Source organism: Haloferax sp. ATB1 (assembly GCF_000730175.1).
Window position 1 is genome coordinate 20837 of record NZ_JPES01000045.1, and the last position, 16415, is coordinate 37251.

General features: G+C 57.4%; 11 protein-coding genes and 1 pseudogene. 9 read left to right on the forward strand and 3 right to left on the reverse strand.

Features of this window, described 5'->3' with window-relative positions; genetic code table 11:
- Positions 1–135 precede the first annotated feature (135 nt).
- Together ATB1_RS07420 and ATB1_RS20505 are read left to right on the forward strand one after the other, a co-directional pair.
- Positions 136–1779: a BCCT family transporter gene (locus ATB1_RS07420; RefSeq protein ID WP_042663016.1), complete on the forward strand. Its 1644-nt coding sequence runs from the start codon at positions 136–138 to the stop codon at positions 1777–1779.
- 388 nt (positions 1780–2167) lie between these two features.
- A pseudogene (locus tag ATB1_RS20505) lies at positions 2168–2830 on the forward strand (IS6 family transposase).
- A gap of 142 nt (positions 2831–2972) precedes the next feature.
- Here ATB1_RS20505 and ATB1_RS07425 read toward each other — a convergent pair.
- Positions 2973–5078 carry a copper-translocating P-type ATPase gene (locus ATB1_RS07425; RefSeq protein WP_198526059.1) on the reverse strand — a complete coding sequence of 702 codons (2106 nt, stop codon included), beginning with the start codon at positions 5076–5078 and terminating at the stop codon, positions 2973–2975.
- A 315-nt stretch (positions 5079–5393) separates the two neighbouring features.
- Between ATB1_RS07425 and ATB1_RS07430 the strand changes: the two genes are divergently transcribed.
- Entirely contained in the window at positions 5394–5993 is a 600-nt protein-coding gene (locus ATB1_RS07430) for a winged helix-turn-helix transcriptional regulator (protein WP_042663020.1), read from the forward strand.
- Positions 5994–6090: 97 nt separating this feature from the next.
- A complete protein-coding gene (locus ATB1_RS07435; RefSeq protein WP_042663022.1) occupies positions 6091–6543 on the forward strand; it encodes a cupin domain-containing protein in 453 nt (150 codons plus the stop codon).
- An 81-nt stretch (positions 6544–6624) separates the two neighbouring features.
- On the opposite strand, the gene ATB1_RS07440 is transcribed toward ATB1_RS07435, so the two are convergent.
- Positions 6625–8232 carry an MDR family MFS transporter gene (locus ATB1_RS07440; RefSeq protein WP_052367851.1) on the reverse strand — a complete coding sequence of 536 codons (1608 nt, stop codon included), beginning with the start codon at positions 8230–8232 and terminating at the stop codon, positions 6625–6627.
- Between the two features lie 383 nt (positions 8233–8615).
- Between ATB1_RS07440 and ATB1_RS07445 the strand changes: the two genes are divergently transcribed.
- Positions 8616–11219, forward strand: a complete 2604-nt coding sequence (locus ATB1_RS07445) for a heavy metal translocating P-type ATPase (RefSeq protein ID WP_042663024.1) — start codon at positions 8616–8618, stop codon at positions 11217–11219.
- Positions 11220–11355: 136 nt separating this feature from the next.
- Here the strand turns inward: ATB1_RS07445 and ATB1_RS07450 are convergent, their stop codons facing one another.
- Positions 11356–12438, reverse strand: coding sequence for a carbon-nitrogen hydrolase family protein (locus ATB1_RS07450; RefSeq protein ID WP_052367853.1), 1083 nt, complete (start codon positions 12436–12438; stop codon positions 11356–11358).
- Between the two features lie 242 nt (positions 12439–12680).
- On the opposite strand from ATB1_RS07450, the gene ATB1_RS07455 reads away from it, so the two are divergent.
- The 4 genes from ATB1_RS07455 to ATB1_RS07470 all read left to right on the forward strand — a co-directional run.
- The gene (locus tag ATB1_RS07455; protein ID WP_042663026.1) at positions 12681–13448 is read left to right on the forward strand and encodes a helix-turn-helix domain-containing protein; all 768 of its coding nucleotides are present in this window, start codon (positions 12681–12683) and stop codon (positions 13446–13448) included.
- 76 nt (positions 13449–13524) lie between these two features.
- Complete coding sequence (locus ATB1_RS07460) at positions 13525–14292, forward strand: MBL fold metallo-hydrolase (protein ID WP_042663027.1); 768 nt, start codon at positions 13525–13527, stop codon at positions 14290–14292.
- Between the two features lie 2 nt (positions 14293–14294).
- On the forward strand, positions 14295–14852 hold the full coding sequence (locus ATB1_RS07465; protein WP_042663030.1) for a carboxymuconolactone decarboxylase family protein: 558 nt from the start codon (positions 14295–14297) through the stop codon (positions 14850–14852).
- 452 nt (positions 14853–15304) lie between these two features.
- On the forward strand, positions 15305–16415 hold a 1111-nt coding region (locus tag ATB1_RS07470; protein WP_042663031.1), incomplete at its 3' end, for a site-specific integrase.

Genomic DNA, 16415 nt, shown 5'->3' on the forward strand with positions numbered 1-16415 from the left:
GTGTATGTCAGGTATTAACAGGCAGTTTGTGGGAACTGCGGAACGCGTACTCCGTCACCGAGTCGCGAAGACGCAGAAGATGGTCCACCGACTCGGGCCAGCGCGCAGTAACTTCACCCGGACGTAACTATTCCAATGACAGGCTCACCAATCCGCGATGAGATCACCAACCTGTACGACGAGATTGACACCCCCGTGTTCGCGATCGGGGTCTTCCTAACGGGCGTTCTCGTCTCGGCGTTAGCCTTTTATCCGAAAGCGTCGAGCACCGTGATCGAGAACGTCAACAAGGTCATCACGACGAACCTCTCGTGGTACTTCCAGGGGTTGATCTTCGCGCTCGTGATATTCTTCCTGTTCGTGATGATCAGTCCGTGGGGGGAGATTAAATTAGGCAAACCGGACGAGCCGCCGGAGTTCAGCTACGGGTCGTACATCATGATGGTGTTCGCGGCGACGTTCGGTGCGGGCATCGTGTTCTGGGGGGCTGCCGAGACGCTGTCTCACTACGAGACCGTCCCTCCGCTCGTGAACGCGCAACCACAATCAGTCGGTGCGATGATCGGTGCGATGCAGTACACGATGTTCCACTGGGGCATCTCGCCGTGGGTCAACCACATGATACTGTCAGTCCCGCTCGCCTACTACGTCCACCGCAAGGACGCCCCGATGAAGCCTTCCTCGGTGTTCGTACCGATTCTGGGCGTGAACAACTTGGATAAGACCTGGCTGAAAGTCGTTGACGTCATCGCCGTGGTCGCTGCGGCCGGCGGCGCGACGGTGACGGTCGGCCTCGCTGCCCAGCAGTTCATCACCGGCCTCTCGTACAATTACGGCGTGTCGGTCGGCGACTTCGGGATTATCGCCCTCGTGACGGGGCTGACGGTCGGGTACACCGCTTCGGCCGTGTTGGGAATCGAGAAGGGGATAAAGCGAGTGTCCACGTTCAACGTGGTGCTCTTCCTGTTCATCCTCGTCTGCATCCTCGTCTTCTCACCATTCGCGTCGATATTCAACCTCGGGACCGCGGGGATAGGGAAGTACATCGCGAACTTCGTCGATATGTCGCTGTACGTCAACGTGGGTGGCGGGCAGTCGTGGGTCGGTTCGTGGACGGTATTCTACTGGGCGTGGTGGATTAGCTTCGCGCCCATGACCGGTATCTTCATCGCGCGCATCAGCCGCGGTCGGACGCTCAAGCAGGTCATCTTCGGCGCGATGGTCGGCGGTACCGCCGCGACGCTCCCGTGGTTCGTCACCATGGGCGGCTACTCCATGCTGCTCCAGCACTCGGGGCAGGTCGACCTGCTGTCCATTATCGATTCCTACGGAATTTCGGTGGCTACCTACCCGATTTTAGCGCAACTGCCGTTCGGGGAACTGTTCGTCGTCCTGTTCTTACTGCTCGTGTTCACCTTCCTCATCACGACCATCGATTCCGCGACGATCAGCTTGGCCATCCTTACTACTAGCGGGGGAACACAGCACCCGTCAATCGCCAACCGGTTCGTCTGGGGTGCGATTATCGGACTGCTCACGTCGCTTCTGTTGGTTATCGGCGGCGTAGGAATCCTCCAGAACTTCACGATTATCGCAGGGCTCCCGATGGCGCTTCTCGCCTTGGTGACGGTGGTCGGGTTCGCGTATCAGCTAGAGAAGAGCCGTCCCGTCCTACTCACGCGCGAGGAAGACTGGGGGTCGTCGAACGCACTCGTTAACTGGGTTTCGTCGGCGAAACCGTCACAAAGTAATTCTGATAAGAGTACGGATAATGATTAGTCAAGTAGCGGTAACGAACCGGATTTGATGTTGTTCGGGACTCCGCTCAGCCCCAGTCAATCGTTTTCCCACACCATCGGGGACGAACCGACCGTACAACGACCGTGGTGTTGTTAGTATCGTCGACAACTGTCTGGGGTTGGTGGAGTCACCTCGACTATGACGCCTCGTGAACAAAGCACTCGTTTGACGGGTCAGCGCTGATTTCCACAGAGGAGGTTGAAAAACTAAGTCTGTCATTCTGAGTTTTGGTTCGAAGGGTCTTCGGTAGTAAATCGATCACGTCCGAAAAAAGCGACCTATCCACGGTTTGGAAGTTTGGGTTTTGTGGTACTGTCTAGTTAAGCCGGTTAAAGGAACGAACAGATCGTTGAGTGAGTCGGTCAAGATGCTCGCAGACTTGCTCAGCGAGTGCTTTGCGGCGGATTTAGAAGAAACTCGGGAGCGTGAATGGACGGCGACACCCGCCAGGGAGATTACTTAGAGAGACAAAAAATTCTTCGAATACTCGGCGTTGGACGCTCTCATCAAGCTATTTGGCAGTTGGCACATCGACTGGCTGATAGCGGTCACAACCCGCCTGAGGAGAAGCCGACGCGGGTTGCGGTCGACGAGACCGCTGTCAAAATCAATGACGAGTAGTCTTGGTTGTACGCTGCAATAGACACCGTGACAAAGCTGATTCTCGATGTCGAATTATTTGGACGACATGGTACCGACCCAGCTGCTGCGTTTCTCCATCGACTTTCCGAGAAACATGATCTCTCAGATCCTGTATTTCTGGTTGATGTCTACGGCTATCAGACTGTTGTCTCTCGATTAGGATTGAGCGGTCAGCTTGACTACGTTGATCGAAACCTCATCGAGAATGGTTTCACACCCTCAAATTCGGGTCGACCGCTTTCATAATTTGTGGGTGGACAGTCACGGAAGCGTCCGTGAGTGATTCATACAATTTGCGCAATACTATAACTTTCAACGACCGCATCAATCGCTCAACGGACGAACGCCGGGTGAGGAGGTCACTAACGAGACAGTGCCGCTTTATTGAAATGACCAAGAGCCAACAATTCTTGGCTCTCGGCCGTTAAATACAGAGCCTGAGTTCATCGCTGGCACTCACCAACGTTTAGCCCTCATTGACAGCTCTCTTACTAATACAAGGACCGATAATGGTCCAGCATGCTCGAACGTTAGTCGGCGGGATGAGGACGCTCTGATGCGGACAAGCCCGGAAGCGAGGGAAGCTCTAGATCCACCCGTCGGAGGAACTGGGCGTTGATTGCCACGATCACCGTCGAGAGCGACATCAACAACGCACCCACTGCCGGCGAGAGCAGGATCCCGATTGGGGCCAGCACGCCAGCGGCGAGTGGGATGGCGAAGACGTTATATCCGGCCGCCCAGACGAGGTTCTCCTGCATCTTCCGATAACTCGCCTTGCTCAGTTTCACGAGGCGGACTACGTCCGTCGGATTGTTCTGGACGAGGATGATGTCCGCCGATTGTACCGCGACGTCCGTCCCGGAACCGATAGCGATGCCGATGTCGGCCCGGGTGAGCGCCGGCGCGTCGTTCACGCCGTCACCGACCATTGCAACGAGATTCCCCCGCTCTTGCAGCTCTTGGACCTTCTCATCCTTGTCTTCGGGGAGGACCTCGGCGAACACCGTGTCGATGCCGAGTTCGTCGGCGACCGCATTAGCGACATCCTCGGAGTCACCGGTGAGCATCGCAACCTCGATGCCGAGTTCGTGAAGCGCATCGACGACGTGATAGCTCTCCTCCCGTATCACGTCCGCCAAGGCGAACGCCGCGACGAGATCGCCGTCGCGGATCAGGTATACCACGGTGCGTGCATTCTCGCCGGAACGCTCGGCAAACGTTCGTAGTTGATCGGGAACCTCGCTCTCCAAGGTCGAAAGGAGGTTCGGTCCACCGACGTGGACGCTCTGCCCATCGACGCGTGCCCGAACCCCCCGTCCTTTGATCGCCTCGAAGTCGGCCGCCCGGGGACTGGCGACATCGCGTTCGTTGGCCGCCTCACGGATGGCCTCGGCGATCATGTGCTCGGAGTCGGCCTCGACGGCCGCCGCTAACCCTAGCGCCTCTTCTTCGGTCACACCCTCGACGGTCTCGATGTCTACGACGCCCTGCTCGCCCTCGGTGAGCGTTCCCGTCTTGTCGAAGATGATCGTATCGAGCTCCCGTGCTTGTTCCATGGCGATGCGGTCCCGGATGAGCATCCCGTTGCGAGCGGCCAGCGATGTGTTTATCGCCACGACCAGCGGGATTGCGAGCCCAAGCGCGTGTGGACAGGCGATGACCAGCACCGTGACGACGCGCTCGATCACTTCGGCATTGAATGAGATGGCGACGGTCCAGGCGACAGCGGTCACGACGGCCGCACCCAGAGCGACGTAGAATAGCCACCCCGCTGCCCGGTCAGCGAGCATCTGCGTCTTCGACTTACTCTGCTGAGCGTCTTCGACGAGCCGCATAATGCCGGCCAGTGTCGTTTCGTCGCCAGTCGCGTCGATGCGGACTCGGAGGCTGCCGTCCCCGTTGACCGTCCCGCCGATGACCTCGTCGCCGGGCGCCTTCGAGACGGGCTTGGATTCGCCGGTGATCATCGCCTCGTTCACGTCGGAGTCGCCCTCTTCGACAACGCCGTCGGCTGGGACGCTCGCCCCCGGACGGACGAGCACGAGATCTCCCTCTTCGAGCTGGTTCACGGGGACCTCCTCAGTGTCACCTGATTCAGTGATTCGCTCGGCCGTATCGGGCATTAGCTTCGCCAGTTCATCGAGTGCGCTGGAGGCTCGCCGGACCGACCGCATCTCGATCCAGTGGCCCAGCAGCATGATGTCGATCAGCGTCACGAGTTCCCAGAAGAACGCTGACTGGGTCGGGAACACGACGCTCGCAAGACTGTAGACGAAGGCGACGGTGATCGCCATGGAAATGAGCGTCATCATTCCGGGCGAACGGTCTCGCAGCTCGGGGACGGCCATCTGCAGGAAGGGAATCCCACCGTAGGCGAACACGATCACCGCGAAGACAGGATTAATCCACTCGCTGCCGGGGAACGCTGGAACCGAGAATCCGAGCCACCCTTGAAGGGTCTCGCTGTACAGGAGGACCGGAATCGAGAGCAGTGTCGAGATGAAGAACCGCCGCCGGAACATCTGCTCGTGGCCCTCGTGCATCCCACCGTGGTCGCCATGGCCGTTGTCTCCACTGTGATCGCCATGACCATCGTGGGCAGTCTTTGATACTTCTGCCTCCTCTTCCAACATCTCCTGCTCAACGTGTGATTCCTCGTGATCTACGTTCTGCCGAGCTGAACGTCCATCAGGTTGGTTCTGATCCGAACCTGAGGGCATCTCGTCTCCATTCTCGTCAGGATTGTGGTTATCGTGATTTGTCATTTGGTGTCTCCGTTTAGTGGAGCAATTTCATCTGTAACCTGGCCAGTGGTTCGGATCCGCTCATTCATTCACCTATACGGCTCCATTTATATGCCATCTTTGCCTAGCAGATATAGGAAAACCTCTCTCTGAAGTTTCCGAATTAAGGAAAACAGGTATTTGGATGCGCAATCTAATCACCGCATGCGCACCTTAGACGACACGGACTTCGAAATCCTTCGGCTTCTCACCGAAGATGCACGCCGGCCCTACCGTGAAATCGCCGACGCCGTCGATCTCAGTTCACCGTCGGTGTCTGACCGCGTTAGTCGGCTACAAGACATGGGAATAATCCGGCGGTTCACGCTCGATCTCGACCGTTCAAAACTCCGTGGCGGTGTTCCCGTTCTCGTTGAACTCGCAGTCCAACCCGACATGGTCGATGACATCCGGGATACCCTTGCACTGGCAGATGGCGTTGAGCACGTGTTCACGGCCTCTGATCCTCGCATATTCTTCCAGTCCCGTCTCCCGAACGCAGATGTTCGGACATTCTTGGTGGACACGTTCGATAAAGAGGAGTGGGAAACGATTACGGATTACGAGGTCGTCGTCCTCACGAGCGCCGACTGGACACCCCAAGTCAGTGGTACCGACCTTGCAGTCACCTGTGCCCAGTGTGGCAACGACGTGAGTGAGGACGGTGAGACGCTCGAAATCGACGGCAGTTTGTACTATCTCTGTTGTCCCTCCTGTCTGGAGCAGTTCAAATCCCGGTACGATCAGTTCAGCGCGAACGCCTGACTGAGTCACTTCCCCTCCTCTTTGAAGGCGCTCCTTACAACCTCATCTAAGGATACGAGACGAAAGGGATAACCAACCGGTCAAGAGTAGCAAACGTATGCAGAAGGTTACGCTCGATGACCTAGAGAACAATCCGATGAATGCCGACGTAACGAAACACGCGACGGAACCGCTGAACCTCAATAATCTGGCCCTTAACTACTTCGAACTTGAACCGGGCGACGAGTTTTCCGGCGGGTTGCACACGCATATGAACCAAGAAGAGGTCTTCTACGTCGTCGAGGGGACTGCGACGTTCCGTACAAAAGACGACGAAACCGCCGTTGAAAGCGGCGAAATAGTTAGATTCGAACCGGGAGAGTACCAGTCAGGGAAAAACGAAGGAGAGCAGCGGGTTCGCGCGATTGCACTCGGCGCTCCACAGGACGCTGGTGAGACTCGCGTTGCCGTGCCGTGTCAGGAATGTGGCACAGACTATCACGTCGCCGAAGTTGATGACGACGGTGTCTCGCTTTCGTGTCCGGACTGCGGAAACGACCCCGAACAGTAGGATACGCCGCAGAGGCGAGAGCAAGCGTACTGAAACCTCGGACTACGAGCGGAACTTCGACCCAAGTGGTCCTTTGTGAGATCAGTCAAGGGATTGGGTTACTTCCCCTCCTGTCTCGCTTTCTACCGGGACATCTTCACCAAGTTCGGCATTCGGAAGCGTGAGCGCAACCACGAATCCAACTGCCATGATCGCTGCCGCTGCTAGGAAGACGGCGCTGAAGCTGTTCGAGAGCACGGTTGTCACGATTTGAGCGGCCTCGGGGGACAAGCTGTTTAGCATCGACGGAGTGATCTCTTCGCCGCCTTCGATGAGGTGCTGTGCAGTTGATTGATCGAGGGTTGTCCCCGTGAGTCGGGTCGAGAGCTGGTTTCCGAGGACGGCACCGAGGATTGCGACGCCAACCCCCTCCCCGAGCGTACGGCTGAACATAACTGACGACGTCACGACGCCCAAATCTTTTCTCTGAACGGCGTTCTGGATGCCCACTTCGAGTGTGGGCATCGTCAACCCGAGGCCGCTCCCGGTCACGAACATAAACACGCTCGCCCAGAGGAGGCTGGTGTTGACACCCATCGTACTGAGGAGGTAGTAGCCTCCAGCAGCGAGGGCGGCACCCAGGACGGTGAACGGCTTGTAATAGCCGACCTTGCTCATCAGCTGTCCGGTAACAGCGGATAAGACGATGAATCCGCCGATGAGTGGCAGGAGGAGGAGGCCAGCGTTCGTCCCGGAAACGTCGAGGACGGTCTGGAGGAAGATCGGAATGTAGGTCAGCCCCCCGAGCAGGCCGATGCCGACAACAGCAAAGCCGATAAAGTCGATACCAGCAATCGTCCGGTTCCCAAGGAGCGAGACCGGGAAGATTGGCTCCTCGATGCGGAGTTCCTGATAGACGAAGAGGATAGTGCTGGCGAGCAGAACTGCCGCAAGGGCGAGCATCTGCCCAGAGTCCCACGCGAAGCGAGAGCCACCCCACGTCGTGATGAGTAACAGGGTGATCGTGGCGACGGTCACCAGCAGGGCACCAAGATAGTCGATGGTGTGATCCTCGTTGGGAACGGGGAGGTCAAGATGTGTCTGAACTACTCCCAGGGCAACGAGCCCGATGGGGATGTTGATGAAGAAGATCCAGCGCCACGTGAAGTGTTCAGTGAGGTACCCACCGAGAACGGGCCCGCCCATCGTGGCCAGGCCGAAGAGTACCATCACGTAACTGATGTACTTCCCGCGCTCACGGGGGCTGAAGAGGTCGCCGACGATGATAGTTGCCATCGAGAGGAGTCCGCCGCCACCGATCCCCTGGATTGCACGGAAGATCGTGATCTGTGCCATGCCACTCAGATACTGATCAAGTATCGGGATTTGCCCGGCGAAGCCGCTCAGGACGCTCCCGATGAGGAACGTGACGATGGCGAAACTGTAGACTGGCCCCCGACCGTAGATGTCTGAGAGCCGCCCGTAGAGTGCGATTGTGACGGTTACCGTAATGAGGTAGCCCGTAACGAGCCAGGAGTAGCTCCCTCCACCACTGAGATCCCCGACAATCGTCGGAAGTGCGGGAGCGATGATGGACTGGTCCATTGCCGCCATGAGCATCCCGGCTATCACGCCCAGGAAGATGATCATACGCTGGCGATTCGTCCCACTGAAGGAAGCCTCGCCGTCGTTCCGGGGCTGCTCATTCATAGCTGTTCACCTTGCGCGTACTGACGAGCGTCCCGCTCGGTACCTCCAAGCGAGCTCGGATTGATTGTCTTCGCATCACACCTGTCTATACGTACTACTGTTTAACGCGGTTTTTGCTTACCATATCTAGGCAAATGGCAGAACAGGCCTTTCTTTCAAAGGCTACTGATGAGTGTCGGCTGTACAACCTGACGATACTGATTTCGATTCAGACTGCGGCTTTCACCGTGTGAAGTCGTTTTCATTGAAAACGATTCACCGTCTGTAGCCCTCTGGTTTATGGGTGATATTCTCATTCCGCTTGATTCCGAAGGCCAAGGACTCAGAATTCCTAATTCCTGAAAGGGAAACTCCACTGAATAAGGACCCCGTATGTATAGGTGATGAGTCAGCGAAGAACCCACATCGAAATTCAGGGGATGAGCTGCGCGAACTGTTCGCAGACCATCTCCGACGCCGTCAGTTCACTTGACGGTGTCTCGGAGGCGAACATCAACTTCGCCACCGACGAGGGATCGGTCGCATACGACCCCGAGCAGGTCTCACTCAGCGAGATATTCGGCGCAATCGAGGACGCTGGGTATTCGCCAGTGACCGACTCGGTGACGATTGCGATTACCGACATGTCGTGTGCGAACTGCTCGGAGACAATAGAAGACGCACTCGAAGGGACGCCAGGCGTCGTCAATGCCAACGTGAACTTTGCAACTGACGAGGCAAAAGTCACGTACGACCCGGCCGAGGTGAAGGTGAGTACCCTCTACGAGGCCATCGAAGATGCCGGCTATTCGCCTGTCCAAGAGGATGCCGAGACCGACGATGGTTCAACTGGCGATGCCCGAGAGGAAGCCCGGCAAGGGGAGATCCAGCGGCAACTGCGATTGACGCTGTTCGGGGGCGTGCTGTCCCTCCCCTTACTGGTGTTCATGGCAGACCATCTGTTGGAGCTTGGCATCGTCGGCGACGCCCTCCTCGGCATTCCGTCTGGGTGGGTCGCCTTCGCTCTAGCGACACCCGTCCAACTGGTGCTTGGTCGGCCGTTCTACAAGAACTCCTACAAGGCGCTCGTCAAGAACGGCCGGGCCAACATGGACGTACTGATCGCGCTGGGATCGACCACCGCATTCGTCTACTCTGTGGCGGTGTTGCTCGAGCTCATCGCTGGTGGGCTGTACTTCGACACGGCAGCATTCATCCTCGTGTTCATCACGCTCGGTAACTACCTGGAGGCTCGCTCGAAAGGGCAGGCCGGCGAGGCGCTCCGAAAACTCCTCGAGATGGAGGCCGACACCGCCACCATCGTCGATGAAAACGGGAATGAGGAAGAAATTCCGCTCGAAGATGTCGACGTCGGCGACCGAATGAAGGTTCGCCCCGGCGAGCAGATTCCGACCGACGGTGTCGTCGTCGATGGCCAGTCGGCTGTCGACGAGTCCATGGTCACCGGCGAGTCAGTCCCCGTCGAGAAGTCCGAGGGAGACGACGTCGTTGGCTCGACGATTAACGAGAATGGTGTCCTCACCGTTGAGGCGACGAAAGTTGGGACGGACACCGCGCTCCAGCAGATCGTCCAGACGGTGAAGGAAGCACAGTCTCGACAACCCGACATCCAGAACGTCGCCGACCGCATCTCTGCGTACTTCGTCCCTGCAGTCATCGTGAACGCTGTCTTCTGGGGCGTCGTCTGGTACGTGTTCCCCGAGGTGCTCACGGGTTTCGTCGATGTCCTCCCGCTGTGGGGACTCGTCGCAGGTGGCCCCGTCGCCGCAGGCGGGGTCTCAGTCTTCGAATTCGCGATCATCGTGTTCGCCTCGTCCGTGCTGATCGCCTGTCCCTGTGCGTTGGGGCTGGCGACGCCCGCGGCGACGATGGTTGGAACGACCCTCGGTGCACAGAACGGCGTCCTGTTCAAGGGCGGCGACGTCCTCGAGCGCGCGAAAGACGTCAACACGGTCGTCTTCGACAAGACCGGGACGCTCACGAAGGGCGAAATGGAGCTGACCGATGTCGTTGTCTTCGACGGCGACGGCCAACCTCTCACCGAGGGTGGTAATCCTGCTACTGATGGCGGGCAACTTACTGGTGCTGAACGGCTTAGTGAGAACGACGTACTTCGGCTCGCAGCGATTGCGGAAAGCGGGAGCGAACACCCGCTTGCCCGGGCGATAATCGGTGGAGCGAAAGCTCGCGGTATCGACGTGACCGACCCAGATGACTTCGAGAACGTTCCCGGTCACGGCATTAAAGCGAACGTGAGCAGCAGCGAGGTGCTGGTTGGTAATCGGAAGCTCCTGCGTGACAACGGGATCGATCCCTCGCCCGCTCAGGAGACGATGGAGCGCCTCGAGAACGAGGGGAAGACGGCGATGTTAGTCGCTTACGACGGTGAGCTCGTGGGCGTCGTCGCCGACGCCGACACGGTCAAGGAGAGTGCGAAGGACGCCGTGCGCCAGTTGCAGGAGCGCAGCATTGACGTGATGATGATCACCGGCGACAATGAGCGGACTGCACGTGCCGTCGCTGAACAGGTCGGTATCGATCCCGCAAACGTCCGCGCCGAGGTTCTCCCCGAGGACAAGTCCGACGCTGTGGAATCCATCCAGGACGATGGCCGGAAAGCGATGATGGTGGGCGACGGCGTCAACGACGCACCCGCACTCGCGGTTGCGTACGTCGGGACGGCCATCGGATCGGGTACGGACGTGGCGATCGAGGCGGCGGACGTCACGTTGATGCGCGACGACCCTCTGGACGTGGTGAAAGCTATCCGCATCTCGGACGCAACGCTCGAGAAAATCAAGCAGAACCTCGTGTGGGCGCTGGGGTACAACACGGCGATGATTCCGCTCGCGTCGCTCGGACTGCTCCAGCCCGTACTCGCTGCCGGCGCGATGGCGTTCTCGAGTATATCGGTGCTGTCGAACAGCCTGCTGTTCCGCCGGTATGCGCCCGACCACGATTACAAGCTACTCGGTTGGCTTCGCTAAATACCTCCCCGCGATTTCGGTTTAGTGTTTTTTGGATAATGTATCACGTATCCCGGTAGTAGTACGCCCTGTTCTCTTCACCTCTTGAGCACCCTCGAAAAGTGGTTGATGTATCGGACCACGGGTGGCTTTTTGCTTACTCGTCTACTGTGACCTCGGAGTCGGTGGCAGTCGCCGACTCGTTGAGTTGGCTGCCAAGTGCGCGGATTTCGTCTCTGAGACTCTCTACAGATTCAGCTATCTGATCGGAGGCCTTCCCTTGCTGGTTTGCTTCCATACCTGACTGATGGTTAACCGGCGGATTCGGTCGCAAGTCGAGATTGACGTTTGCGACATCCGGTCGAGTGTAATGACCGACCGCATCGAATGCTCCCTTTACTGGAATACGATGGTCCAGATTCACCTGGGCGTATGCGATGTCCTCGGTGTCCCCTTCGAGTGGCCCACCGATGACTTGGCCGTTCGGTGCGATAATCTCACTGTGGCCTCCGCCTTTGCCGAGCATCTCCTCGCGTTCTTCGGTATCGCACAGTAGGTCGCGTTGGCTCTCCCCGATGACGTTCGAGGCCATCAGTACGAAAGCGCCACCTTCGACCGCGTAGTTGCGGTTCATGGTGATGTTGACTTCCTCTTGGAATAGCCGTCCGACGTGTTGCATCGAAAAGCCTGGGAACGCGCTGACGTGAATCTGCTCGCCGAGTTCGTAGTTCGTATATCGGCTGAGCGGCATCATGTTTTCCCAACAACAGAGCCCGCCGATTTCACCGATGTCTGTGTCGTACACTTGCATCGTTTCGCCGGGGCCGTCTCCCCATACTGCGCGTTCCAAGAACGTTGGCTTGAGCTTGTGGTGGACGCCCTCAAACTCCCCATCGCGATTGAGGAACACTTGGGAGACGTACAGCGAGTCCCCTTCGCGAACCGTGGCACCAATCATGACGTGGGCATCTGCATCATCGGCTGCCGCAGCGAGTGCGTCTACCTCGTCGCTTGGAAGGGTGAGTGCATTCTTGTAGAGTTGCTGCTGATACGGAAGCCACCACGAGGGTGGTCCCATCCAGATGAACCAGGGATATCCTGGGATGAATGATTCCCCGAACGCGATTAAATCGGCTCCTTCTTCTCCCGCTTCTCGAATCTTGTTGCAGGCCTTTTCGACTGTCGCCTCTAAGTTGAGGTACTCCGGTTCGGCCTGTACGACTGCTGCTTTGAACGCCATCGGATAATTGGTTGCGCCATGTCACCACATAGCTTTGGCAGTCTATACGCGGGATTTATTTGCGGGGTAAAGAGTGACGTGTAAAATTGATCGAGTTCCACAACACTCCAATGAGACAGACCCGTGTAAGCTATGTACTACCTCTTCAGCACTTATCGGCCGTACCTAGCATGTCTGATTGTTAACGCACGGGCCAACTCCCCCTACCAAGATTAATCACGACAGGCGGGAATGTGCAGTACATGCGCGAATTTGTCTTTACCATCGAGTACGACAGGGGTGTTGACGAAGTGATGGATCTCTTCATCGACAATCCGGATCTGTATGCCCGGTCGATGGTGATCAATGCGACCACCGAGGCAGTATGGGGTATTGAGAAGATCGTCGGCCCCGCTGCTGTCCTCGACGAGTTCGACGACGCACTGGACCACGTCGCTGATTCTGCGGGTACAACCGGAATGTGCGGGGCTCCTGTGACTGAGTACGAATACACGATCCTCTCGACAAACGCTGAATCGCGGAAGATCCATTGGCTTCGCCGGGAAGGTGATGGTCCACGGTCGATTCCCTTGGTCGCGGTGAAGCACATCGGCGAGGGGCTGATAATGCGTACGGAGCGACGTGGTGACCAATACCGGTGGCGGATGCTTATCGACGGGGCAGTATCGAATATTCACAAAAAAGTCCGTTCGAACCTACGAGAAGGGTTGTCGCTTACCGTTGAACGCCTCGGGACGCCACCATGCTTACTCGAAGACGGCCGCGTCCAACAGAACCTCACACCCGAACAGAAGTCTGCACTCAAGGCTGCAATCGAACGTGGGTACTATGAAGAACCACGGCAGCAATCAGTCACCGAAATCGCCGAAGACGTCGGTGTGTCGCGGTCGACGTTCCAGTACCGTCTCAACCGGGCCGAAGCGTGGCTGGCACAACAGTTCGCCGCCGATTCACTCGACGTTGACCTAAACGTGGATTTCGACCTCGAGGACATCGAGTTCATCCAGTAGACTGCACCCCAACTCCATAGTAGTTGGAATATGTCGAAGTAAATCCCATCCCTAAGAATCTCGTAGACCATCTTGTATGGCAACCACGACTGGTGCTAGTGTTCAGTTGATTCGTAACGCGACTATCCTCCTGGACGTCGGTGACACGACGTTCCTCGTGGATCCGATGTTCACCCCGCAGGGCGAGATGCCGACGGTGACAGACAACCCGGCAGTTCCGGAGTTCCTCACCACGGCGAATCAGGATCGGAATCCGCTTGTTCCGCTGCCCGATGTCGACCTCACCTACGACGCTGTCGTCGTCACGCACCGCCACCCCGACCACTGGGACGAGGCGGCCCGGGAGGAACTCGACGCCGAGGTGCCGCTGTTCTGTCAGCCTGAGGAGTCCGAGGCCTTCACCGACGAGGGCTTTACTGACGTCCGGCCTGTCGACGACGAAACCTCGTTCGAGGGCGTCACCATTCATCGGACACCCGGTCGCCACGGCTACGGTGAGTTAGCCGAGGGAATGGGCCCTGTCTCAGGATTCGTGTTCGAGGGTGATGAGTCGGTGTACGTCGCCGGGGACACGGTCTGGTACGAGCCGGTCGAAGAGACACTCGACCAATTCGAGCCGGATATGGTCGTTCTCAACGGCGGCGAAGCACAGTTCGACCAGGGCGAACCCATCACGATGGGCGTCGAAGACATCAACGCTGTCCGTGATACGACTAATGGTATGGTCGTTGTCGTTCATATGGAAGCGATCAACCACTGCTTGCTCACCCGCGAGGAACTGCGGGCGGAGACAGGGGAGGTTCACGTTCCTGAAGATGGCGAGCAAATCACTCTCGAAAACTAGCTATGGCTCGAACGGGACTCATACCACCTGAGGAGATATCTGAGGAGTACCGCGACCTGTTCAGCGAAGACTACGTCGGAGACCGGAACATCATCCGACTCCTCGTGAACGATCCTCCACTCCTCGAGTCGTTGTTCATCTCTACCGAGGTAATGACTCGGCATTTCACGTCCCGTGAAGAGGAACTTATCGCCCTCGCCACCGCACGCGCATCCAGCGCTGAGTACGAATGGCACCAGCACGTAGACCTTGCGCGTGATGCTGGGATTTCGACGACCGAGATTCGTGCTATCGGCGGCGACGACTTCGAACAGTTCTCAGATGACGAACGGACGCTCCTTCGGTATTCCGAAGCTGTGGCATCCGCAGAGGTGACCGACGACACACACGCTGATATGGCTGCAGTTTACGATTCGCCCCAGCTCGTCGCACTCGAAATGTTCGTTGGGTTCTATATCGGACACTCGCACGTTGTCCGTGCCGAGGGGCTCTCCTTTGAGGAAGGTGAGTTTGTCGGCTGGACACCGAGCGACCAGCAGATCGAGAAAATCTTCGGATAAGCATCTAAGACTGGGTTCTAGATACTACAACGTGATTTCGAATCTCGTAAGGAGCGTTCCCGAAGTGTTCTTCTTGCGGATTCAGTCCAATCTACTTTCCGCTCGCTGTTGCCACCTCCAAAGCTGCTATTGGCATACTCGGAGAGATTTGACTGATACCCCGACAAAATCAATATAGCGACATACGATGTATTACTGATTTACACGCTCAGGCTGATAATTTACTAATTGCGGTTGTGTACGAACCACTCCTGTACAAGCCAAAGTATTAACTCACTGTGAGAAAGTCGGTGAGTAATGAAAATCTCACATTCAGAATCACCCCAACACGGAGCGAGAGGGTTAATCCACGGTGAGCAGGCGTGAACCAACAGTCTGACTGCGGGGGTTTGGAGGCGGGAGATACGGCATCAGACGAGGGACCGAGAGAAAAGCGCTACAAGTGGTCCCAGATGAGCCTCGACGAACTCGTCGACGTCTACTGGCAGGATATCGCACCAAAGCGATATCGCGATGGGTTCGACGAGGATCGTGAGGTTCCAACCTACGAATGGCTCATTGAACACGGATACAGTGGTATCGCGTACGCGCTACGCGAACGTCACGACCTGACGCCCAAGCAGTTCTTCGTCGACGTCGTCGGTCTCGAAGACGATGAGACGGACGAGTGGGAATGGGACCTCAACCACGAGCCTACTGTCAACACTCTAGTAGTGTACCTCAACTCGATACAAACTCGTGGTGGACGGGCGAAGAGTACCGTCGAGACCCACCGGACGAGGTTGGCCAAGTGGGTTCGGACGTATCGAGAACTTCACGGGACTGATGCGTTGCTCGAACCGCTGTCTGAGTTAGAGCAGCAACCACGGGAGATAGAACGCTGTCTCGCCGTTCTCGACGTCTTCGACGAGGAGCTATCGACCGATCGGTCGAAGCTCGAATATCTCCACGTCGCCAGAGCGTGGTATGCATTCGTGAAGCGCCGGAAGTACGCGAAGTACAATCCACTCTCGGAGGCCGGTGAGGAGTTCGGCTGGGAAGCTAGCGAGCCAGACCCGCAGGCGCTGTCGGCGTCGCAGGTGCGTCGAATCTACAGCGAGGTGGACTCTCCTGAAGCGGAGTTGCTCGTCGTTGCGCTCGCCGGGTGGGGGTTACGGCCCTCCGAGGTTGCCGCGTTGCACGTTGGCCAAGTGGTACTCGATGCTGAGGACCCGCACCTGTTGTTCGGTGATGGAGAGCGAAAGAACGGCCCGGGTGAGGTGACTCTGCTGTATGGCGTTGATGTCGTTGCGAGTCGGATTGATGCGCTTTCTGACCGTGAAACGTGGAATGGGTATCTGTTCCCGTCTCGATCTTCGTCGACAGGACACGTGTCAGTCAGTACGATACGCCGTCGGTTCAAACAGCTTGCTGACACTGCTGACGTGGTTGTCGATCGTGAGACGCCCACACCGAAGATGGGACGCCGGTTCTGGTACTCGGCGTATCAGGAAGCTGTTGGGGAGGTTTTGGAGGGGTTAGAGGGGGTTGCTGAAGATCAGGGGAGTTCGTCGACTGAGGTCT